19 protein-coding genes are annotated in these 24,312 nt (G+C 42.4%); 4 read left to right on the forward strand and 15 right to left on the reverse strand.

What is annotated here, in order from left to right:
• Positions 1–40 precede the first annotated feature (40 nt).
• From O3Q51_16455 to O3Q51_16525, 15 genes are all read right to left on the reverse strand, one after another.
• Complete coding sequence (locus tag O3Q51_16455) at positions 41–3,871, reverse strand: OmpA family protein (protein MCZ4410409.1); 3,831 nt, start codon at positions 3,869–3,871, stop codon at positions 41–43.
• A gap of 27 nt (positions 3,872–3,898) precedes the next feature.
• On the reverse strand, positions 3,899–5,938 hold the full coding sequence (locus O3Q51_16460; GenBank protein MCZ4410410.1) for an OmpA family protein: 2,040 nt from the start codon (positions 5,936–5,938) through the stop codon (positions 3,899–3,901).
• A gap of 89 nt (positions 5,939–6,027) precedes the next feature.
• Positions 6,028–6,942 carry a type IX secretion system membrane protein PorP/SprF gene (locus O3Q51_16465; protein MCZ4410411.1) on the reverse strand — a complete coding sequence of 305 codons (915 nt, stop codon included), beginning with the start codon at positions 6,940–6,942 and terminating at the stop codon, positions 6,028–6,030.
• Positions 6,939–7,676, reverse strand: coding sequence for a gliding motility-associated C-terminal domain-containing protein (locus O3Q51_16470; protein MCZ4410412.1), 738 nt, complete (start codon positions 7,674–7,676; stop codon positions 6,939–6,941). Before O3Q51_16470 ends, O3Q51_16465 begins: the two co-directional genes overlap by 4 nt.
• A gap of 7 nt (positions 7,677–7,683) precedes the next feature.
• On the reverse strand, positions 7,684–9,738 hold the full coding sequence (locus O3Q51_16475) for a hypothetical protein (protein ID MCZ4410413.1): 2,055 nt from the start codon (positions 9,736–9,738) through the stop codon (positions 7,684–7,686).
• A gap of 2 nt (positions 9,739–9,740) precedes the next feature.
• A complete protein-coding gene (locus O3Q51_16480) occupies positions 9,741–11,102 on the reverse strand; it encodes a hypothetical protein (GenBank protein ID MCZ4410414.1) in 1,362 nt (453 codons plus the stop codon).
• 100 nt (positions 11,103–11,202) lie between these two features.
• Positions 11,203–12,285 carry an FAD-dependent oxidoreductase gene (locus O3Q51_16485; protein MCZ4410415.1) on the reverse strand — a complete coding sequence of 361 codons (1,083 nt, stop codon included), beginning with the start codon at positions 12,283–12,285 and terminating at the stop codon, positions 11,203–11,205.
• A gap of 14 nt (positions 12,286–12,299) precedes the next feature.
• Positions 12,300–13,241 carry a DUF3667 domain-containing protein gene (locus O3Q51_16490; GenBank protein MCZ4410416.1) on the reverse strand — a complete coding sequence of 314 codons (942 nt, stop codon included), beginning with the start codon at positions 13,239–13,241 and terminating at the stop codon, positions 12,300–12,302.
• Between the two features lie 36 nt (positions 13,242–13,277).
• Entirely contained in the window at positions 13,278–13,655 is a 378-nt protein-coding gene (locus O3Q51_16495) for a response regulator (GenBank protein MCZ4410417.1), read from the reverse strand.
• 32 nt (positions 13,656–13,687) lie between these two features.
• Entirely contained in the window at positions 13,688–14,029 is a 342-nt protein-coding gene (locus O3Q51_16500) for an Hpt domain-containing protein (protein MCZ4410418.1), read from the reverse strand.
• Positions 14,030–14,101: 72 nt separating this feature from the next.
• On the reverse strand, positions 14,102–15,418 hold the full coding sequence (gene rseP / locus O3Q51_16505; protein MCZ4410419.1) for an RIP metalloprotease RseP: 1,317 nt from the start codon (positions 15,416–15,418) through the stop codon (positions 14,102–14,104).
• A gap of 6 nt (positions 15,419–15,424) precedes the next feature.
• A complete protein-coding gene (locus tag O3Q51_16510) occupies positions 15,425–16,600 on the reverse strand; it encodes a 1-deoxy-D-xylulose-5-phosphate reductoisomerase (GenBank protein ID MCZ4410420.1) in 1,176 nt (391 codons plus the stop codon).
• Between the two features lie 39 nt (positions 16,601–16,639).
• On the reverse strand, positions 16,640–17,977 hold the full coding sequence (locus tag O3Q51_16515) for a VWA domain-containing protein (GenBank protein MCZ4410421.1): 1,338 nt from the start codon (positions 17,975–17,977) through the stop codon (positions 16,640–16,642).
• Positions 17,962–19,461 (reverse strand): GH3 auxin-responsive promoter family protein, encoded by a 1,500-nt coding sequence (locus tag O3Q51_16520; protein MCZ4410422.1) that lies wholly within the window; start codon positions 19,459–19,461, stop codon positions 17,962–17,964. The genes O3Q51_16515 and O3Q51_16520 overlap by 16 nt, the downstream gene beginning before the upstream one ends.
• A 2-nt stretch (positions 19,462–19,463) precedes the next feature.
• Complete coding sequence (locus tag O3Q51_16525; protein MCZ4410423.1) at positions 19,464–20,357, reverse strand: M23 family metallopeptidase; 894 nt, start codon at positions 20,355–20,357, stop codon at positions 19,464–19,466.
• 105 nt (positions 20,358–20,462) lie between these two features.
• Between O3Q51_16525 and O3Q51_16530 the strand changes: the two genes are divergently transcribed.
• The 4 genes from O3Q51_16530 to O3Q51_16545 are packed head-to-tail and all read left to right on the forward strand — an operon-like array spanning position 20,463 to position 24,197.
• Positions 20,463–23,138, forward strand: coding sequence for a hypothetical protein (locus tag O3Q51_16530; GenBank protein MCZ4410424.1), 2,676 nt, complete (start codon positions 20,463–20,465; stop codon positions 23,136–23,138).
• Positions 23,139–23,159: 21 nt separating this feature from the next.
• Entirely contained in the window at positions 23,160–23,612 is a 453-nt protein-coding gene (locus O3Q51_16535) for a polymer-forming cytoskeletal protein (GenBank protein MCZ4410425.1), read from the forward strand.
• A 34-nt stretch (positions 23,613–23,646) separates the two neighbouring features.
• Positions 23,647–23,805: an AtpZ/AtpI family protein gene (locus O3Q51_16540; protein MCZ4410426.1), complete on the forward strand. Its 159-nt coding sequence runs from the start codon at positions 23,647–23,649 to the stop codon at positions 23,803–23,805.
• The gene (locus tag O3Q51_16545) at positions 23,802–24,197 is read left to right on the forward strand and encodes a hypothetical protein (protein ID MCZ4410427.1); all 396 of its coding nucleotides are present in this window, start codon (positions 23,802–23,804) and stop codon (positions 24,195–24,197) included. The genes O3Q51_16540 and O3Q51_16545 overlap by 4 nt, the downstream gene beginning before the upstream one ends.
• Positions 24,198–24,312 lie beyond the last annotated feature (115 nt).

Consider the following 24,312-nt stretch of genomic DNA (forward strand, 5'->3'; position numbering starts at 1 on the left):
AAACTAAATCATTGGTCAAGCCTAAAGTTAGGCAAAATCGCTACTTGATTAATACAAATTCCGTGCGCCTGTTCTCAGCATGCTTCTCATTAGTGCAATAAACACCGTCTTTGCATTCATTGATCGGCTGGCTTTCTCCACGGCCTTCATAGGTAAGTCTGTCAGCGTCTATCCCTCTTCTGATTAAGTATCTCACTACTTCTCTTGCTCTCAAGTTAGAGAGTTGCTCATTATAAGCTTTCGGACCCCTGCTGTCAGTATGTGAGAGAACTTTGATTTTCTGATTGGGGTTTTGGCGTAAGAAGCCATACAGGTTATCCAGAGATTCCGTTGACTCAGGACTCAAAGTATAACTATCGAAAGAGTAATAGATGTTTGGAAGCGAAACAATTCTTTCGACCTCTTCTACTTCTGTAAAATCAAATTTCCAAAGGCCTTGAGATTCTAGCGTTCCGGACTTCTCAAATCCATGATAGGTTGATGTCAACTTCAAGGATTTCGTAACTTCTGCTTTAACAAAGTATATCGAATCCATCGGAACCTGACTAAAGCTAAACAGTCCATCTTCTATCGCATAAGATTTCGTTAAGAAGTTGTTTCTAGCCCCGAAAAGTAAAATTTCGTCATTGGCTTTTAGCTCATCAGACATTCCCAATAGATTCACCAGAGTTTCATCTGCTTTCTCATTGATACTGTTTTCAGCGAGCTCGACTTCCTCTATTTCCGGCTTCATCGAAGGTGGCATCAGCTCGAATACAAATGCTGATGTGCCATCAGGCCGCACAGTTTGAGTAGTGTCACCCGATCCATCTATGATTACCAGTTTATCGCTAAAATTGAAATGGCTTTCTTTGAAAACTAACTCATATGCATTTCCCGTAGAAAGACTACCCATTTCCATAAAACCATCTTCATCCGGCACGCAGATTCTGATCAGTGAGTCACCCAAAGCTCTGAGTTCAGCCCTATCATTTAAAGCTAGGTCAGCGGTAGGCACAATGCCAAAAACAGCGGGAATTTCCTTATGCGTTGAAATCATCCAGTCTGCTTCTGGTCTGGCGCGGGTATAAGCAAAGCTGTTTCTGCCTTTCCCTTCTTCCATAGTGGTAATGGGTACTCCTGTCTGACCAATTACATCTATTTCAACATCTCCTGTGGCACCTTTGGCAGTTAAGTTATATGGAGAATCCCAAGCTAAACCTTTGAGCAAAAACTGACCTGTACTATCAGTCGGAACCTCATCAATAGAAGTTCCTTCACTGTCTTGAAGAAGAACTGAAACATTTGCGAAATCTTCAGTTTCATCAGATACGACAGAACCGAGGAGGTCGAACATATCACTTTCATCTAAATTGTTTTCTTTCTTCAGGTCATACTCATCCGGCTCTAAAAACACAATCATGAAGGAAGAGGTATCTGAAGTAAACTCTTGGAATACATTTCCATTTTGGTCGTATGCGACTAGTTTAAGCGTAGTCTCAAATACTGAATCTGTTTCGATTGTATAAATCTCTCGCGTAACCACTCCTGAAATTTTCATTGACTTATCACCGCCATTTATCCCAACCATCTCATTTCCTGACTTATCAAAAATTCGAATCGGTTTTTTAGCTCCACTCATATCTTCCAATGCGAGGGTCAGATTATCCAATTTCTTACCGGCTTCTGCAGGTACGGACTTATCAATAGCTGGTTGGATTGAATGAGAATTGAGTTCAAAAGCAAATGAAAAGGTTCCGTTGGGTCTAATGGATTGGGTAGTATCTCCTGAATCATTTACGATTAGAAACATATCGTTCCATTCAAAATTACTGTCTTTGAAAACCAACTCATAGGCATGGCCCGTTGTAAGGCTTCCCATTTTAATATTACCATCATCGTCCACCTCACATATCCTAATCAAAGAATCTCCTTGTGCCCTCAGCTCGGGGCTATAGTCTGTATTGAGTTTTGATGTAGGTACAATTCCAAATACGGACGACAACACCATTTCAGTTGACATCATCCAATCCGCTTCCGGTCTGGTTCTCGTATATGCAAAACTGTCATTGGCCTGTTTTTTCTGAAGTGTAGTAATGGGAGCTCCTGTTTGACCAAGAATATCAATTTCAACATCTTCCGGAGCATCCTTTGTCGTAAGGTTATAAGGTTGATCCCATGTCAATCCTTTGAATAAGAATTTCCCTGTACTGTCGGTTTTTACTTCACCTAAGGCATTGCCTGTTTTATCCTCCAGCACTACTGATACATTGCTAAAATCTTGGGATTCGTTTGAGACCACAGTTCCAAACAGGTCATACAATTCGCTTTCATCCGTATTGTCTTCCTTGTTCATGTCGTACTCGTCCTGTTCCAAGAATTCGATATTGAACTCAGCCGTGTTAGAGTTGAATTCATGAACTATCTTGCCATCGCTGTTATAGGCCACCAATTTCAGCGATGAAGAAAAAACAGAGTCTGCCTTAACAGTATACAGCTCCCTGGTTAGCAAACCCGATACCGTCATGGTCATATCATCATTGTTGATCCCAACCATTTCGTTTCCAGAACTGTCAAAAATGCGAAGCGACTTCTTAGCTCCACTTATGTCTTCCAAAGCAAAAGTGAGAGTATCCAAGACCGCGGATGCAGGCTGAAAATACATTTCGTAAATGTCATCCCCTCCAAAGCCTGTTATTCTATTGGACGAAAAATAGCCTGTTTTTTCGTCTACAAAATCTACCCCAAAATCATCATAAGCAGAATTTATCGGGGCCCTCAAATTATAAGGAACATCATCGGCTGTAAGCAAACTCACATAGTACAAATCGAGTCCGCCGTATCCTTGATCTCTTCGGTCTGATGAGAAGAATAATCGATCATTACAGATTTTGGGATATAAATCGTTGCCAGGCGAGTTAATACCAGGCCCGGCGTTTTTGGGTAAGGTCCATTGACCTCCAACCCAATCGGTATACCATAAATCCAGCTGTCCATAACCTCCGGGTCGATCACTGGCAAAGTACATTCTGTTTCCGTCATCAGAAAAAGTAGGATGTCCGGTGTTGTAATTGCCGTTGTACTTGAAGGGTATAAGGTCCTCCTCATCTCCGGTTAACTTCGTAAAGAAAATATTCATTTTCAATTCGTAGAGTAGCCCTTCTATTTCTCGCAGTGTAACGGCATAAATTTCTTCATTGGGTCGTTTTTCAATCGGGCCATCGTGGTAGTAGTATTCTCTTCCTTTTAAAAGCATTTTGGACTTCCCAAACTTGCCGTTCTCTCCTTTCGGACTCGTGAAAAAAAGATGCAAACTCTGGTTGGTAAATGCCGAAGGGTAAAGCACTTGCACCGTTAGGTGGTCAGCTATATATATCAACCCATCGTCAGTAACATAAGGGGCATATTCGTTATAAATGGTATTCAAACCCTGAATATCAGTAACGGAACTCTCTGTCGCTAAAGAATCCCATTCCAATAGATTCCCTGCTTTATTCAGCCATTTGTATCCTTGAACCATGGCCCCTCCTTCACTTAGCATTCTGGATAGGTTCACATATGCACGAGAAAAGTCATTGTTAGCAATCAGAACATCTGCATAGAGAATCATCTCTTTTTCATTGACAGATCTCTCAATATCCATCAATTCTGCAACGTCCAAGGCGTCTTGATATCGCTGCAACTTATAATACGACTCTATCAAAAGATATCCTGCTTTTCTGTCTTCCATCTTCCCTTCAAAAGCTCTTCTAAGAGGTTTAATGGCATCTTCATATCTTCCTTCATCTACTAGTTTTTCTCCTTTTCTTGTTTGCGCCATTCCAACGGAAACAATCAAAATCAAAAGAAGCGGTAATCCTATCCTGAGGTATTTAGATAACAACTGTATCATAGTATTTTATATTTGGGGAGGTTATGGTTATTTCGTGCTGTAAAATTGTACTTCTATTCGTCTGTTCTCTGCATGTTCTTCATCCGTGCATTCAATTCCATCTGCGCACTTATTGACAAGTCGTGTTTCACCAAAACCCTCTCCTGAAATTCGGCTGGAATCAATCCCGCTTTGAACCAAATACTTCTTAACGCTTTCAATTCTCTGTTGAGAGAGTTTTAAATTGTACGCGGCCTCTCCTTTTGAATCAGTATGGCCTGCTAACTTTATTGCAACGTGAGGGTTGTCTTCCAATATTGAAATGAGTTTATTCAACACAACGTCTGCGCGTTGGCCAAGCATAGATTCATCCAGTTCAAAGTAGATAGAGGGAAGATTGAACTTTTCCTCCTCGGCTAGTTTGACCGTTACATTATCCTCATTGGTAATGGTGATTATTTTGTCAGATTCTTTCAATCGAACATAAACAAACTCTCCGCTCTCATCAGGCTTTATGCTTTCGATCACCTCTCCGTTTTGGTTGAAAATTCTAATCTCGGAATTCATATCTATCACAGCCGAGGTGAAAGAATAAGCCTCGTCGGGTCGAACCTGCTCAAAAGTAAATTCCCCTTTATCGTTGGTAAAAGCTCTGGCAATGGTAGTACCCTCCGAATCTTGTAAATAAATTTCAACCCCTTTTTGTGTCCCTTTAGAGGAACCGGAAAGAAAACCTGAAATATCAACAGACAGCATGCTCTCGTCTGTATTGACCACTTTGTCTAGGGAATAATCAGCAGGTGTGAGAAGTTCAAATTTGGCTTGACCTGATTCATCTAATTCCAGCTCTTCCATCAATCCAAAATTTTTGTCAAAAAGACGAACCTTATCGCCCTCACTCAGCTTCCCTTCAGTAAATGAAATAGTATAGCCCTCAAGTCCCTTGATACTCGCGAAGGTGAATCGACCGTCTTTATTCACGTAAGTGTAATCAAGAAGATTTCCGTCACTATCTAACAACTCTACTTTATCACCTGCGACTATTTCATCATTTTCCACTTCGCCATGGATGAGGTCAAATAGTAGTCTTGACTTGAAGGGTTTCACCTTCACAACCAAGTCAAGTGAATCAGGGAATAGCCTGTCGGTGCTAATAAAGGCTAACTCGCCTTTTACCGTGTATGGGTTAAAATCGTCGCTTACGCTATTCAAAGGCTCTCCGGGGTTTGCGATGCGCCCGTCGTGAAAAAGTAAAACGTCAAATCCCCCTATTGACCTCTCCGGGTTATTAGTCACGAAGTACAGGGAGTCACCTGCTTCTGAGGGATATAATTCATCAAACTCAGAGTTAACATCAGCACCCAAATTGATTGGTTCCCCTTCGTCAACATTGAGATTCATCTTCCAAAGATCCATGCCTCCATAACCCCCTTCTCGATCGGAAGAAAATATGAGCCATCCGTCTTTGGTTACCGTTGGGTGAACGTATGCACTTTTTTTGTCAATCCATTTTAAAAGCTCGTGCTTCTTCCCATTCCAAGTATAAATGCCATAATTGTCATGAAATCCTGCAGAAGCCAGGGGTGCTTGGTGAAAGGCGCTATAGTAAAGTAGGGTGTCGTCGGTAATCCACCCTGTAGAAATTTTCAGCATATGCTTTTCCTGCACACGAGAAAACTCCTTGTTCAATTCTGCAAAGAATGTCGAATCTGCTCCTTCTAATTCGAAATACACCATTTCCTTAGAAGTCTTTCTGGGAAAATAGCTTGTTTGTACTTCTTCTCGTCGAATAAGGATTGGGCCATTCAATACGGCAAAAATCGTCTGAGAAACAGAGTCATTTTTTCCAAATGCTCTTACCGAATAAAGTTCATCCTTCTTTTTAATACCCAGAAACCCTTCCAACTCATGCCTCAATTCGACCGCCTCTTCACTTTGTTCTCCTTGAAGAATTTCCAGAGATTCTTCGTAACGGCCGTTCCATTTTAATACTTCGGCGTAGCGATAGCTTCCGCAGGAATACTCTCCGTTCATAACCAAATAGCGGTAAGCGCTCTTGAACTTGCCTTCCTCAATTAGATCGGTCAACTTTTCACAGTTGCGCGACTCATTTTGACTTTGAAGGCCAAAAGAGTAAAGAAACAATGCTATGATCAGGGGGAGACTGCGCACGCTTTTTAGAAGTTTCTTAACGAGGACTGTTTTTCTTTGTAAAGATTGAAATCATAACCAATGAAAAGTTCGTGTGTGCCGCTTTGCTGTGACAGTATTGCGTTTGTGGTAAGATCATATGAATACCCAAAATGAAAATTATCGTTCAGGTAAAAATGACCACTGAAAACCATCCCAAATTGATAGCGATAAGTGGCTGTCAGCCAAAAAGCATTGTTGAATCTTGCGCTTAAATTGGCATCAAATTGCATGGTACCGTCAGTCTGCAATCGAATCAATGTACTTGGTTTCAGATCAACCTTATTCGAAACGGGAAAAATATAGCCTCCCACTACATTGAAGCTTGGTTCAAGTCTGGCATCGATCACATCGCTTGAAGTTAATTCGACCCCATTTAGGTTCATAACGCTTAAGCCAGCATACCCTCGAGTGGAAAGATACATGACCCCAAAATCAAAAACAGGCCTCCATTGATTGGCTTCATTTACAAATGCCACGGGATCTGATCCATCGGGAAAGTCGAGCTCATTCCAATTGTACCGATGGTTCAAAGCGCCACCGCTCAGGGCAAATGAAATCTTACTGTTTCCTTCCAGTTGAAGCTTGTAAGAAACCGAGCCATGCATCGACGAGGTCTCTCTAGCGCCTACTTGATCGTTTTGAAACCAAAAGCCCACAGCCAAATTATTGTTGCGAACAGGAGAATGAGCCGAGAAATAGGCCGTTTTAGGCGCTCCATCAAATCCTACCCATTGGGTTCTATAGCTTAGCGCAGTCGCAACAGAATTGCGTTCACCGGCATAGGCAGGATTAATGGCGTACAGATTGAAAATGTATTGAGAATACAAAGAATGCTGCTGGCCAAATGACTCAGCCAATGCTGTGAACAGGAGAAATGATATGATTATGAATTTTCTCATCTGATCAGTTCTATATAACCCTTATAAGTTATTCCGCCTGTTTCCAGAACATAGAAGTATGTTCCCGACAATAGTTCTTGGCCTGACTCAGACTCGCCGTTCCAGACTACATCTTCATTGTTGTAGTTTCTCGCCGAATAGACTTGCTGACCCCATCGGTTAAAAATCTCCACTTTATTTTGTCTGAACTCATCCAAGGTTATGTTTTCAATAGTCCACGTATCACTCTTGCCGTCACCATCGGGTGTGAAGGCATTAAATATTCTGAGCGCACAATTGGTAGCAGGGCCGGGAACAATCTCAAACTCCACCGTTTCTTGACAAAAACTTGAAAACACGGTTACAGAATAGAACCCGGGCAACAACCTATCGAGACTATCTACTTCTATGACACCGTTGCTCCAAACTATTTCATAAGGAGGAACACATCCGGTAAGATTGCTGATAAATGCACTACCATCAGAAGAGGTAGGGCACGAAGAAGCTGATGTAACGACATCGAAACTCAATAACCCTTCCGTCAGCGGCTGATGAAACCCCTGAGTTAGTGTAAAATCGTTGTTTCCAATTGTAGAGATGACAGATTCTCCAATGGTTTGCTCCAATAATAGACCTCCGTTAAGCGAAAACGAACCTCCTGAAGAGCCGATTACCTGCCTGTCCAAAACCACTTGTGCTGAGCTTGATAAAGCCAGCAGCATAAGGATGAAGGTTAGTATTTCGCGTTTTCTCAAGTTGAATCTAATTAGTCGCATACTCAATTACAGCACCGTAAACTCCCTGTTCTACGCTATCTACATCAACCGCATCGTCTCCTTCAAGAGCAGAAAAACGAACATAAAGTCGATATGAGTAAATGGAGTTGTCTATTTCGTTCAAATTGGTAATGTCAATGTCCAATTCTCTGTCTCCTGAAGGGCCGTTAGCTAAGACGGCTGTCAAAACCTCATTTCCCACACTAAAATTGGTCATGTTCTTTCTGTAAAGAGAAAATCGCATATTTCCAGGGCCAAAATCTCTATAGTATACTTTTAGATTATTTATGGTAGCACCATGAGGCAAATGAATTGGAGCCATTATTTCAATGATACCCGTGTTTCTCAACATGGCAAATGGAGCATCATCATCAAAAAACTTCAACGCGTTGTGCTCTTCTAAATCCACCCCGATTTCATTGTCCGTCAATTCTCGAAAATCGAGAGGATCAATACTATAAAATGAGGTAGTAGCAGAAGGAGTAACTGATGGGGAAGATTGCGGTTGCCACTCAGAATCCGTGGCGTTGTAAACAAGCACTTGTCCATCTGTTGGTGGAACAGCACTCACATCTGTCCCCATAATAGCGCTCACTTTTGTTTCCCCGGTATCATCTAAGATAAGGTCTCCAAAAACTTCCACTTGGCTCGCCTTATCTGATCCGTTTCCAATAAAAATAAAGCCCTGAGAAAGATCAGACTGATCATATGGACTTAAGTCAACAGTAGTGCCATCGCCTGAAAGGCTTAAGGTAGAACCTGACAAACTCAAATCTTGAATCTCATTGGATGGGTCGGCATCAGCATCATCACCCAAACCGGGAAGTGTGCTCAAGTCTACTGTCGTGCCATCTCCTGAGAGACTTAAGGTAGAGCCCGAAATACTTAAATCTTGAATTTCGTTCGTTGGGTCAGCGTCGGCATCATCGCCTATTCCGGGTACATTACTCAAATCTACGGTTGTCCCGTCACCCGTCAAACTCAAAGTAGAGCCCGAAAGTGTCAGGTCCTGGTTATCGGTATTATCCAAATATCCCGAAAGATCTACCGTAGTCCCGTCATCCGATAAGCTTAACGTATTTCCAGATAGACTCAAATCTTGAATCTCATTGGAAGGGTCGGCATCAGCATCATCGCCTATACCAGGTAAAGTGCTTAGGTCAACAGGAGTAACATCACCCGAAAGGGTCAAAGTTGTTCCTGATAGAGCTAAATCCTGATTGTCGGTATTGTCCAAATAAGACGAAAGATCGACTTGCGAATTACTCGGACTATTTGAAATGGATAGACTATTGTCTTCAAGTTCTAACTCCTGCAATTCGTTTGATGGGTCGGAATCTGAATCGAGTCCAAGACCGGGTAATTCACTTAAATCCACAGATGACTCATTTCCTGAAATACTCAAGGAAGTTCCGTTTAAACTGAGACTTTGAATTTCATTTAATGGATCGGCATCCTCATCCTGTCGCAGGGAGCTGAGCTCAACGGTATTGGTTTGATCTCCCTCAGTAATTAAAAGATTGGTTCCTTCCAATACTACAGCTTCAATGAGCTCGTTGGTGGAATCTCCATCTCCGTCAGGACTATTAGATCCGGAAGACTTCGCATAAAAGGCGTATGGCACCGTATTGAAAGGTGCCTCTTGAAGTATGTTCAATCCATTTCCAACATCGACCGAAAGTCGTAGCCAGATTTTTCCTGACTCCCAAGGAATCTCACTAAAACTATTTATTAGCGGATTCCCTTGACCAAGACTTAAATTAATGAGCCCTGCCTTCCCGGTTTGAATAGACGAAAACTCTTCTTGATAGATCAAGTCACCATTCGGACCATCTAGAAATTCTACAGAAACATAAGCTCCTTGATCTGAAATGGGTAGGAAAGTTGAGGCATCGCGAACTATTGCCTGGTAATTGATAGCCTCAGGAACGCTCTGACCATTGAGATTGGTTGCTGAAAAGCACACCATCCAAAGCGCCGACAGTAAAGCAATATGAAAACTGCTTACGTCTCTAAGTTTTAAGGGGGGAAACTTTGACATATCTAATTTTCTCTAAGTATTCTGGTCCAACCATCAACTCCGAGAGAGAGCAAAACCGCCGTTTCTGCGCCAAACTCGTCCAAAACAAGATTTGGTGTGAAGAAATCAACGGGAAAAACTCCCGTATCTATCGTGACTTCGCCAAAGGCAGCAAAGGCTCCAGTCTTCCTGATGGTATAGACTCGTCCTTCGCATACGGAAGCCGGAGGCAAAAAGATACCAAAATCAAGATTTCCTAAAGGCTGAAAGTTGATCACAATCATGTGATCGTCAGCATTTGCAGTATAATTATCAGTGTCGCCAGACTCCAACAAGGTCACATCATAGCCTACGGAGCCACCAAATTGCACCGTGCTAAGAGGCGATGAAGTTCCAATTCCAACCCGCTGATCTTCATTGTATACCGTGTTTTGGTCTTCGTCAATAATCCAATCCCCATCTTCTCTAAGCGGTGCAAGGTTTACCGAGTGCTCAATCCCTGCCTCACTCAAGGTTAAGATGGTATCGTTGGTCAAAGTGAAAGCTTCATCGTCGATGAGTTCGTTTGTTGGATCAGCATCTTCATCTTCGACCAAAATGTCCAGATTCACACTGTAAGAAATCCCAGCCTCAGATATAACCAAGTTCGTTCCTATGAGTTGTAGGCCTGAGTCTGAATCAATAAGTTCATTGGTCGGATCAGCATCAGCATCGGCAATGTTCAATTCGGCAAGTGAAATAATTACTTCACTGCCATCGGCTTGGGTCAGGGTAATAGTATTGTTCTCAGGATTAAACAGGGCCGAGGAAATTAATTCGTTGGTAGCATCTGCATCTGCATCATCCACGTTCAACCCTTCCAGTGGAATATTCACTACGTTTCCCGGCTCTTGGATATCAATGGATTGAGTTTCCTCATCAAATTGCGCTGACGTGATCAGTTCATTTGTCGGATCATTGTCCAAAGATTCTTCTGCATTTCCTGCAAAGAGAGCATAAGGAACTGAAAGAAACCGGGATGATCCAAGACTTTCTAATCCCGAACCACTATCCACTTCAATTTCATACCAAATGTTTCCCGAAGCCCATGGTATGGCCTCAAAGCTCCCATCTGTGGCATCGCCTCCACCGATAATGAGGTTGATCAACCCGAAGTCATTGGTTTGAATTCCCGAGTGAGATTCAGAGTAAACTATAGTTCCGTTAGGGCCCCCATCTCGAATAGTAACGACTATAAATACCATCTCGTTTTTGAGTGCTTCACCAGATTCACTATCTCTAAGCGCCGCCTGGTAGTTGATCCCTTCAGGCGACTGAGCTGATGAAATCAAGCAGGAAAAAAAGAGGAGAAAAAAGGAGAAATACTTCGCGTGTTGGAATTTCATATTGGAGCAGGACAAAAGATTCGAACCTTTTGTAAAATACTTCAATTCAATGGCGGGAAAACAGGGGGTTCCGGTTTAAATGCTAACAGTGCGAAGTGAGTTATGGATAAGGGTAATTAATGGTAGGGTTTTTTTCACCCCAATGCTTTTCAAAACGCTCAATATTTATTTCGGAAGACAAGGTGACATCACCAAAAAGGAAATCAACAAAATGTGCTGAGAGAAAAGGTGCAAGCATGACTCCTTTAGTACCTAATCCATTAAATAGATAAAGGTTTTCTTCTTTTGGGTGTTCGCCTATGAGAGGCCTTCTATCCTGAACAGTAGGCCTGATTCCTGCTTTGTGATCAATGATTTCGTATGCGCAAGTAAAATATGTTTCAAACTTGTCAAGCAACTCCTTTTTGCCTGCTTCAGTGGGGTCAGGGGTTTTATCCTTCCAGCTAAAAGTGGCGCCAACTCTGTAAAGCTCATTGCCCAAAGGCAAAACAAAAAATCCTGCATTAAAGGTCTGCTCTAGCTTAAGCCCCGGGCATTTCAGTGTCAGCACTTCACCTTTTGTTAAGCCAAAAGGTAGGTAGGACCACCAATCACTCATCGATGATCGATTTCCTCGACAATCAATGACTTTGGTAAAGTCAACGGGGCGATCAAGGGCATCCTTCAGCTCTTTAATAGAAGGACTTATACTAAGACTAACATCTTGAAAACATCCTTTTTCGGCAATGTATCGCCTGGAGGCGGTTAAGAAAACAGGAATGTCCAAATATCCTGCATGTCTCACTTCGCCTTCTCCAAATTCGGGAATTCGACCAAATAATTCCTCCAATTTCGGAGGAGGGTTGAATAGGTATGGGATAAAACCAGGTAGATCATTTTTTTCAAACCACTTGTCTCTTTCCTGTTTGGAGCCATGAATTCGCCATACCGGACGAGGTTTATAAAAATTGACTTCAAGAAGAGATTCCATTCGGGGATAAAACGATTCCAATTCGCTGATGAATTCATCAGCCATCCAACTCTTATTTATTCTTCTGAAAACAATGGGGTTCCAAAGTCCTGCCGCCACCATGGAGCTCGATGATTTGTAGCCGTCATCAAAAACAACAAAATCAATTCCTTTTTCCAATAATCTCAACGCAAGTGCAGTTCCCGCAATGCCCTGACCTAAAATAGCTATCACCCCACAAAGCTAGTCTATACGGTAACAATAGCCAGCATTATTGCGGGCACTATGGCGATAAGCACAATCACAAAATAGACTATAAGTATTGCGAGAGCTTTTAAAAAAGAGGGTAGCAGTTTCTGACCGTAAACCACTTTTAGAGACCAAATGAAATATATCAATAGAAGGAGTGGAATAATAGAAAAGGTCTCAACCTCTATCCAAAAGCTGATCAGCAAATAAATACTCAAAATTGCAAATACGAAAGTATGAATGTGAAGGGCTTGAACGAGGTGTTGGACATAAAACGAGTTCCTTCTAAAATGAAAAAGCCACAGCACCAAACCGAAAATAGGCACCAAGAAAAAGAGGGAGATCGATGCAACGCGGAATAGAGATCGCACGAAAGACTTTGGGTCATTGTTAGCCTTCTCTACCTGCTCATACATGTATTCTTCTACACCTCCTTTATCAAATTCATCCTCTTCGATACTAATGAAGCTTTCTACTTGATCATCAGTCTGCAACGAATCGACAACTATTTGCACATCAGAAACCAGTATGGTATCATTTTCTGCAGCGAGCAGACTGTCTAGGATCAAAGCCTTTTGATTTTCCACGTTTCTCGTGGTAAATCCCATATTTTCGGCATCATTGTTTACCGAAATTGACAAGAGAAAAAAGTAGATGAAACTGGTGAAAAGGTACATTCTTAATGGAGCGATGTACGATTTCCGCTTTCCTTCGTTAAACTCTTTTGTGAGTCTTCCGGGTCTCACCATAAGCAACAAAATGCTTTTGAAAAACTTAGAATCTACCGTGAAGTAATCTTGGAAAAAGTCGCCTATAAAATCCCCCAAAGGCACTTTAGCGCCCTTGGTGCGTTGACCACATTGAGCGCAGAACTGATCTGTGGCCTTTAGGTCATTGCCACAGTTTAAGCATTGCGGTAAGTATTTTTTGATTTCGCCCATTTAACCGGGGCTGAATTTAAGAAACCTATGCGGGACTTAATCCTCGGCCAGAACCTCTTTCACAATAGAAGGGAGATAATTAAATTCTTTCTCTTTGCTAACGAAGCGCTTGGCACCGATTTTACCGGCTTCTTCAATGGTCCAATCGTTGTCATTATTGCTTAAGAATATCACAGGAACGTTGTAATCGAAACTCTGCATGAGTTGGATAAGGTCAAACCCACTGATAGATGGCATCGTAATATCTACGATTACCAAATGGTATGAATTAGACCCCAAGAGCTTCATTGCATCGGTCGAACTAGGGGCAATATCAACATCAAAACCATTTTCAGTAAGTAGCTTTCGCGTGATCTTAAGAGTGATCAACTCATCGTCTACAAGAAGGATTCTTTGTCTGCTATTTGAAGGCACTAGTTTCAAAGTTAGTCGGGCTATAAAAAATCTTAGGCTGTTTCCAATTGGCGCTTGGCGTCTTGCAAAGCCTCTTCTGAATGTTTCGTGATTTGGTCGAGTTCCGAAGATACACCGTCCAACTCATTCGCTTTAAGCTTATTCTCTACTTTACGAAGCAATACTACCAATTCTTTTAGACCTAACGGCACGGCAGCAGATCGCATACGATGAATGACGAAACGCACCTTACTCCAATTGCTCTCATTTCGAGCATCTGTCAACTCATTAAGATCTATAAAAGTACGCTCAGCATAAAGCTTGAGAATATCATTTACAAAGTCTTCATCGTTTCCGGAAAGTTGCTTCAAACCATTCACATCAATAGTGCTCATATCAGACATAGTTTAGGGTGACTTGTTATATAAGTACGCTTCACTTGTCTAAACAGTTTCATCTACAGGAAATTAATTGAACAGCCTGAAAATATCCATTCCATTGGCATAGATCAGAAGGGTAAGAAGTATTGCTATACCGGCTAGCTGAGCGTATTCCATCACTTTTTGATTCGGCTGACGGCCAGACACCATTTCATACAGCAGAAACATCACATGACCTCCGTCCAATGCAGGGATCGGTAAAATGTTCATGACCGCTAATATGATGGACAAGAATGCGGTCATATTCCAGAATCGCTGCCAATTCCAAGTGTCATCAAATAGTTTTCCGATGGTGATGAATCCGCCCACTTGCTTTACTCCTTCGCTGCTAAACAGCAACTTGAGCGATCGCACATAATCTGTCAAACGTGACCAACCATATGCGATTCCCGCAGGAAAACTTTCCAAAAAGCCGTACTCCTGACTCACTGTATCAAAAAACTCCAGCGGAGTTTTGTATCCAAATCCGAGAGTGCCATCCTCACTTACTGTCATAGCTAAGTTTTCAATGTTGCCACCTCGGTTTACGGCCACATTAATTGTATCTCCTTTTCGGCTAACCAATGCACTCAATAAAGCAGGAACATATTTGGCATCCTGCCCATCAACTGAAACAAACTCGTCTCCCTTTTTCAATCCTCCTTTTTCCGCATTGGATCCTTCCATTACCGTATCTACTACTGACGGAAATTGCTCCAGAAACAATGATTGCCTTCCTGACTTTAAAACGGCTTGATCAATATCCTCAGGGAGAGTTATCGATTCACTGTTTCCGTTTCTTTCTATGTCAATCTTTCGCGCTCCTCCAAAAAGAACGGCAGCATTCACATCATTCAATACCTGAATGTCTGAGCCTTCAACCCCAACGATTTTATCACCATGTTCAAACCCAATATCCAGCATCAAGCTGTCTGCATAGACTCCGTATGAAAGATTCTCAATAGGAATGTATTGTTTGCCCCAAGCAAACAACATCATTGAGTAGATAAAGAATGCCAGAATAACATTTACCGTTACTCCACCAACCATAATGATGAGTCTTTGCCATGCAGGCTTCGATCTGAATTCCCAAGGCTTTGGGGGCTCGGCCATCTGCTCGCGATCCATCGATTCATCGATCATTCCCGATATTTTCACATATCCACCCAGCGGCAGCCATCCGATACCATATTCAGTATCTCCTACCTTTTTCTTAAATAAAGAAAAGTATGGATCAAAAAACAGATAAAACTTTTCGACTCTGGTCTTGAAAAGCTTTGCCGGTATAAAGTGTCCCATTTCATGAAGGACGATCAATATGGATAGGCTTAATAAAAACTGACTTACTTTAATGAGTATCTCCATTCCGTATCAGGCAACTTTGGTCTTAATAAACTCTTTTGCTTTCGCTCTTGTTTCGGCATCAGTGCCAAAATAATCTTCTAGTGTAGGTTTTTTGATGAGTGAAACCCCATTCAGGCAGTTCTCTACCAAATTCGACATTTCCAAAAAGCCGATTTCTTCTTTTAAAAATGCTTCAACCGCAATTTCATTTGCCGCGTTCAAAATACACGGTGCAGTTCCACCCATCTTCATGCTTTCAAAAGCCAAAGACAAGTTCCTAAACGTTTCCATATCGGGCTTCTCAAAAGTAAGGGACGGATAATCGGCAAAATTGAAACGAGGGAAATCTGACTTCAAGCGATCGGGAAAGCTCAACGCAAATTGAATAGGCAATTTCATATCGGGATATCCCATTTGGGCCTTTATGCTGCCATCCTCAAACTGAGCCATACTGTGAATCACCGACTGTGGGTGGACCACCACATCAATTTCCTCGGGCTTTAAGCCAAAAAGCCATTTTGCTTCGATCACCTCAAGCCCTTTGTTCATCAAGCTGGCTGAGTCTATGGTCACTTTGGCACCCATATCCCAATTGGGATGTTTGAGTGCTTGTTGAGGCGTTACCTTAGAAAGATCTTGAATGGTTTTTCCACGAAAAGGACCTCCCGAAGCTGTGAGGATCACGCGCTCCAACTTGTTGTGGAATTCCCCTACGATGCATTGAAAAATGGCTGAATGTTCCGAATCAACCGGATAGATATTCACTCCTTTTTCTCTTGCGGCAACTGTTACTAATTCACCTGCTACGACGAGAGTTTCTTTGTTTGCCAAGGCAATGTGCTTGCCGGCATCAATCGCATTCAAGGTGGGTTGCAAACCCGAAAACCCAACCAATGCGGTAAGGACGATGTCGATCTCCTCCATTTGAACCACATCGGCAATCGCCTCAGCGCCGCAATACACTTTGATGCCTTTGTCAAAAAGCAAATCCTTCAACCACTCATAACGTGATTCGTCGTTGATCACCACGGCATTCGGCGAAAACTTTAAAGCTTGCTCTGCCAGAAGATCTGCGTTTCTGTTTGCGGTAAGCACCTCTACCACAAACTCATCAGGATGTGCTTCAATCACTTCGAGGGCCTGAGTTCCGATAGAACCGGTAGAGCCAAGAATAGCAATGTGTTTTGATTTTTTCTCTTGCATAAAGGCGCAAAGATAACATATAGTAAACCACGGAAGTGGCTATTTGGCGGAACGTAATTTCACCTCATCCAGTAATTTCTCATCGGCATCTTCAATCCCGTCCAGCGCGACGAAATTACCTCCTGCTTTATCGGCGAGTTCTTTCATTTCTTTGGTAGTGTACTTTCCACATTTGATTCCCAATACCGAGGTTACTACCCCTTTTCTCTTGTACTTGGCTGAAAGCTTCTGAGCTTTATCCGCACCCTCATTAAAAGCTCCGTCAGTAGCCAAAATGATCTGGTTGTTTCCGCCATCAATAAAGAAGTCCATCGCGGCTTGACCTGCTCGGTTGATTGCTTTTGTTCCTTCGGTTTTTCCTCCCGCCGTCAATCCTTTTATGGCCAACTTGCATGCCTCTTTATCCAGATTGCTTTCTGTCTTTATAATTACCCCCGCATCTGTAGCATAAGAAATTAGAGTAAAGCGATCCACATCCCTAAGGACATCGACTAGATTAATCATCGCTACTTTCAATAAGTCCAGTTTTCCATTGTGCTTCATAGAAGTTGACACATCAACTAAAAAGACGAGATTATTTGGTTTGAACTTTGATAGTGGCAACACAAGGTCTTCTTCTACAGGAATATTATCCAAACCGGGTTGAGAAGAAACAACCTCAGGAGTGGCAGGGGTTTCAGGGGTGTCGGAGGTGGCAACAGTTCGGGGAGCTATCGGTGTAGGACGAACTTCCTCTTTCTGATCAATGTCTAAAAAAGCGACAAGATGATCATTGGTAGCATTGACAAAAATGGATGTGTCCAATCCTGAAAGGGCGAAATAATATCTACCAAGGGGAAGGTTTAAATCGAGCTCACCGTTGATGTCTGTGAAATATTTACCCACGGGTTCTCCATCTTTAAATACCTGCACTTGCGTTTCAACCAATGGAATATTTCGCATCGTTCTGGCCGTAACGCTAAAAGGCCTCAATGACCCTACGGGATTATCTGAGAAGTCGGGGCAGGGAACAAAGCGATCTGCGGCATAAGTCGATTCTCCTTTCAGCGTGATCTGCTGTGGCACAACCCATGCGCTCGTGAAAACGTCAAACTCCTCCTTGAAAGCTCCTTCTTTATTAGGGTTGTAACGAAGACGCACATATTCCGTTTTACCTGGCTCTATTGTTTTTGCACTAAAAGTGACATCGACGTTCTTAGGCACCTCGACTCGAAAAATAATAACCGGTTTCTCCGAATTATTCTGAATTCCGAAATCGGCAAAGTTTTCGTCAGCTCTGGTCAGTAATCCGAAATCCATTTGGGAAGTGACCAAGTTTACTTGACCAAAGCCAGTCAGAAATATGAGAGAAAAGAATAAGGTTAAGATTTTTTCCATTGAAGGAGGAGGTCTGCGTTATCTCGGTTATCGCTCAGGCGAGGCACTTTGTTTTGGCCGCCAAGCTTACCCTTAGACTTCATGAACTCATTAAACGCATCCTTCTGCAAAGATGTTATTTCAAGCGGTCTCAATATTTTGCCCTTGATCAAATCCGCATAGTAGATATTCTTCTTCTGCATCGCCAGGTCCAGCTCAGCCGAAAAGGAATCGATATCTTCCGGCTCTTTAGCGAATGATACCAACCACTCGTGGTGAGGAAGACCTTCTTTTGGATTGAGTTGAGGGGCGACATGAAACTCAATCACCTCTGCAGGATACTTTGCTACCACGTCATTTAGGGCTCCTTCTACTTCTTCAGCAATAACATGCTCGCCAAAGGCAGAAGTAAAATGCTTTATCCTCCCTGTCACTAATATCTTATACGGATCGAGCGAAGTAAACTTCACCGTATCGCCAATGCTGTATGCCCATAGACCTGCATCGGTCGAAAGAACCAAGGCATAATTTTTTCCGAGCTCCACCTCGGCCAAACTCAGTCTCGTCGGATTTTCATCAAAATAGGTTTCAACGGGGATAAACTCAAAAAAGATTCCTCCATCTATATTGATTAGAAGCGATTTGTCATCCTGCTCATTTTGAAAAGCGATGAAACCTTCACTTGCCGGATAAGTTTCGATGCTATCTACCCTTCCACCGATCAGCTTTTCAAATCGCGGTCGATAGGGTTCAAAATTTACACCTCCGTAAACGAAAAGATTAAAAGTGGGAAAAAGCTCCTTAATGGTAGATTTTCCGGTTACTTCCAAAAGCTTTTCAAAGTAGTGCTGCACCCAGCTTGGTATGCCTGAGATGAGGCTCATAGGTTGGTCACGCGTTTCTTCTACCACAGCCGACACCTTGGTTTCCCAATCATCTATTGAATTGGTTTCAAAAGATGGAAGTCGATTTTTCTGGAGATAGCCCGGAACATGGTGAGCTACAATTCCAGAAAGTCTTCCTGTGGGGATTCCGTTCGTGTCTCCCAGTACAGGGCTTCCCTGTAGGAAAATCATTTTGCCGTTTACAAATTTGGCATAACCGGTTTTTGCTATGTACAGGAGCAGCGCATTTTTGGCAGCCTCGGTGTGGTGAGGCATGGACTCTTTAGAAATAGGTATGTATTTGGCTCCGCTTGTTGTTCCTGAAGTTTTTGAAAAATAGAGTGGACGTCCGGGCCATAAGATATCTCCTTCACCCGCTACCGTCTTATCGATATATGGCTTGAGTGCCTCGTAATCGCGCACAGGAACGTGCTCTTTGAATTCTTGGTAGTTCTTAATCTCCGAAAAAGAGTGGTCTTTCCCAAAGGCTGTATTCTGAGCTTTGGACAACAAAGATGACAGGGTTTTTTCTTGGCGCGTCAGGGCCTCTTTGCTCCACTTCTCAACTTTTTTGGCAGCCTTAGCTGCTATTGGCTTACTCAGCCATTCTTTCAGTCCCATAATTAAGAGGAAAATGCAATGTAGTCTCTTGGATTAAGAGGAGTCCCATTGTACCAGAGTTCAAAGTGCAAATGCGGTCCATCAGTTAACTCTCCAGAATTTCCAATGATGGCTATTGAATCTCCTGCTTCTACCCTATCACCAACTTTTTTCAGCAAGATCGAATTGTGCTTGTAAATGGAAACCAAGTTGTTGGCGTGTTGGATCTGAATAACGTTTCCTCCATCAGAAGTAAATGAAGCCATGACTACTGTTCCGTCCAGTATTGCCTTGATTGTTTCTCCTTCTTTGGCAGCCACATCGATACCATAATGACCAATCTTCTGATCAAAGTCTGAAGTAATCGTCCCGATAATCGGCGGAAATAGCAGTGTCCCGGGCAGTCCCAGCGTTTCTGACACAGATTGAGATTGGGGGTTTAAAGCATACCTTTCCTCCGACTCTATTTCTTGGCGCAAAAGAGAATCTTCGGGAGAAGCAGAAAAATCTAAATTATCATATTCTTCTGAATCACCGCCCAGTGCCATTTTTGACGTATCCGTCTCCACTTCGCCATTTAAGATTCTCTGAATGTTTTCAAAATAGGAACTATAAACAGCTTGGGCCTCTTCCAGTGAATCGACCTTTACGGTGGCGTTTAAAGCGCGTATTCGGGTCTGAGTGTCACTGTAGCCGGGAATGTATTCTTTTAAAGGAGTCAAGATCACTACAGACAGTACTATAGCAGCTATGGATATGAACAAAATTGCTACCCCTGCTATCACGTTTAACGGAGTAAGAAAGGCCGAAAAACTTTCGTCAAAAGTAGCGTCGTTCATGACCACAAGCCGGTACTTGCTCTTGAGCTTTCTTATGAGCTCCTTTCGCCGCTCTTTCTTTGTTTGTTTCTTATCCATCTGTTAACGACAAATATCAGAAATCCTTTTTCAAAACTCTCTTTCCAAAAAATGCAATAATTTTGCACAAATCGTGTTTAACGACTATTCCGATAAAGGCAACCCGTGAATTCCATTCGACCACATAAGATTCTATCCCTGATATTTATCGCGTCCATCTTTGCATTGACAGGGTGTTCCAAGAAAAAATCGGGTTTTACCAATCGACTCTATCACAATACAACGTCGCATTACAATTGGTATTTTAACGCTTCAGAAATTCTGCGCCTCACGGAAGAACAACTGTGGGCAGGCAAGGAAGACGATTACTTGGAGCTCTTGCCCATTTATGTGGTGCCAAGTGAAGAGGAGCAAAAGAATCTCTATCCTCAGATGGATGAAATCATCGAGAAGTGCAGCACGGTGATTGATCGTCACAGCATGGAGATCAGTAAAAAAGAGTACAACAATTGGATCGATGAGTGCTACTTGATGATTGGTGTAGCCAATTTTTACAAGGGTCAATATGCCAAAACAGAGGAAATGACCTCTTATGTGGCAAAAAAATACAAAGGGCAGAGTTCTCGTTTTGATGCAGCCATTTGGCTTTCTCGCACATATATAGAGCAGGAGCGCTATGGAAAAGCAGCCACCGTATTAAGTGTGGTCGAAGATGACAATTCAAAAGAAAAGCCGAAGGATTTTGCATGGAGGCTGGAGACAGTGAAGGCTGAAATGATGCTGAGACAAGATCGCTACAAAGATGCCATTCCGTACCTGGAGGATGCATCAGTCCTTTGTGACGACAATCGAATGAAAGCTCGCTTAACCTATATTCTGGCTCAGGTCTACAATATAGAAGGGCGTAATGCAAATGCCATTGACGCTTATGCAACAGTAGTTGATATGAAACCCGATTATGAGATGGAGTTCTATGCCAAGATCTCTCAGGCATTGGCTTTCGATAGGAAGCTCGATTCAAAAAAGATCAAGGACATGCTTCTCAAAATGGCCAAAGACAAGAAAAATGAAGAGTACTATGATCAAATCTATTATGCCCTTGCCGACATTGAACTAGAAGAACAAAACGTCCCTCAAGGGATCGAGTATTTGCAAACTTCGATAAGGAAAAGCGTAAATAATCCAGTTCAAAAAGGGAAGAGTTACCTGCGCTTAGCAGAAATCAATTTTGCAGATAGAAATTACGTCTTAGCAAAAAACTACTACGATAGCACGGCCACTATCCTCCCTGAGGACTTTCCGAATTACAAGGCCATTGTTGCAAAAGCCAATTCATTAAATGACTTGGTAACCAACATTGAGGTAGTTGAAACCAATGATAGCCTAATAGGCCTGGCCTCACTTGATGAAAAGGAACGAGACAAAAAAATCTTGAAAATAATGGCCCAGCTAGAGGCTGAAGCCGATCAAAAACGTCAGGACGAACTTGACGCCTTGGAAAGGCTTCAAAACCGACCGAACTTCTCCTCAGGTGGCAGCTCAAGCTCGGGTAGAAAATGGTATTTCTACAATACCAATGCACTCAGCTCAGGATTTACTGAATTTAAAAGTCGATGGGGTGATAGGCCGAATGAAGACAACTGGAGACGATCCATGAAAACGGAGATAAACTTATCCGGACCGTCCCAAGATTCGGATACCGATAGTCTGCTTGCCGAAATCGGAACTGAGGAAGAAGAAAAAACTCTGGAAGATTATTTGGGTGAGCTGCCTATCGGTGATGATGCCATGGCAGCAGCGCACAACGAAATCATTGCCGCTCTGTATGAAATCGGAACAATCTATAAAGAGCGACTTCAGGATGATGACAATGCCATTGAGTCTTTTTTGCGCATAACCAATGAATACGACACGAGTGCCACTTCCCTTCCTGCGCATTATCAGCTCTACCGAATTTATGTAGAGAAAGAAGAGTCAGGAGGATTTGTCGGAACAGGTTTTAGAGATAACTCAGAATACTACAAGAATGTGATTTTGGCAGATTACCCCGACAGCGAATTTGCCAAACTCATTACAGACCCTGACTACATTACCGAAAAGAACCGAAATGTAGAGGAAGAGAGAAAAGCTTATGAGGAGACGTATAAGAAATACAGTCGCAGGCAATACAACGACGTAATGCTAACCTGCAATACTGTAATTCGTGACGAGCCAAACAATAATTACCTCTCGAAATACTATCTGATTAAAGCACTCACCATCGGTGCACAAAAGCAGCCTGAGGCTTATGAGAATCTTTTGCGCGAAATCATCTCCAAATTCAGAGGTACCGAAGAAGGCGATAAAGCGGCAGAGCTGCTTGGTCAATTGAATGAGCTCAAGGCTCAAATGGCCAGAGATGAGAAGAAGAACAACCCCGATTCGGATGTAGCTGATGCTAGCGAGCCAACTGATACTGCGCCGGTCAACACCTCCATGTATAATGTGAACGACGACTCCGAGCATTTTTTCGCCCTGATTTTTCCAAAGGCTGAGGATAGCTCTACCGATTTGAAAGTGTCTATAGCCGACTTCAATACGGCCTCATTTAGAAATGATAATTTGAGAATTACGAACAGTTTCATTGATCGCGATCACCAAATTATTATAGTGAGAAGCTTTAAGGATAAAGCGGATGCTATGAACTACTTCAATACCTTTGCCGTAAATAAAGCAGCTCTAAAAGAGATCAACGAAAAGGGTTACCAGACTTTTGTAATTACCACAAAAAACTTCACGACACTTTTTCGCAATAAAAATGCTGAAGTTTACCAGTCCTTCTTCGAGGAAAATTACCTCTAAGCAGTACACAACATAGATATCATGTTCAAGAGTTCAAACACCAAAGAAATGGCCAAAATGAGCGAATCTCAAACACCTGAAAAGTTAAACAGAATTGTATCGGGAACCAGCATCGAAGGTGAAATCAAAACGGATAGCAATATTCGGATTGATGGAACCGTAAAAGGGACCATCACCGCCAAAGGTCGCTTAGTGGTTGGTTCATCGGGAATTATTGACGGTGAAGTGGTTTGTGAAAATGCCGACATTGAAGGAAAAATAACGGGACAAATATCCGTGAATGGCTTGTTGAGCCTCAAGTCTACTGCTCGATTAGAGTGTGATATCACCACTAAAAAATTAGCCATCGAGCCTGGAGCTGTCTTTACAGGAAGCTGCACGATGGGAGGTGGTGTCATTAAAGAATTCAAAAACACCCCAAGTGAGCCTCAATCCCAAACGCGACAAGAAGAATCCAAACAAGGACGAGGTTAACAGACCGGTAAACGACTTCTACAAATATTCAAGTATGGCCATTCAGATGGGTATTACCATCGCGGCCGCGGTCTACGGAGGCATAGATCTGGATGAACGACTTCAATTAAAAACACCCTGGTTCACATTGCTTCTCTCATTAATTGGCGTAGGAGCCGCCATATATATTGTAATCAGAACTACAAGTAAATGAAGGCTACCCGGTCCAACAGTATTTTCACCAAAGATTTGATCATTATTGCAGTTTTGGTTTGCGCCGGGGCTTGGGCTTCCGCCAATCTGCTACTTGATCAATCTGTCCCTTTTTCTTTCTGGCTTTCCATTGCGCTTCTGACTATAGCTTCATTTTTCATTCACCGCTTTTTGGTCAATGCGAATAGCAAGCGTCCCCAAATATTTGTGGCCAGTTTTATGGGATCGCTTACCGCAAAATTATTCCTCTCTGCAATCATCCTCGTTATGGTTGGTGTTTTGGATAAAGAAAACTTGAAATTCACTGCCATTGGTTACCTCATTGGCTACATGCTTTTCCTTGTAGCTGAAATTAAAAATCTTCTTCCTCTTATCCGCTCTTCATCACACTGATTTACAGAGGTATTGAGGGGGTTTTCAACAGGTGTTAAAAAAACCTACTCTTTTATTTCATTCTCCGTATTTAATCAATAGCTTTGCAGTCGATTTTTGAACGCCCTATTGCGCC

Source organism: Cryomorphaceae bacterium 1068 (genome assembly GCA_027214385.1).
GTDB lineage: Bacteria > Bacteroidota > Bacteroidia > Flavobacteriales_D > Cryomorphaceae > JAKVAV01.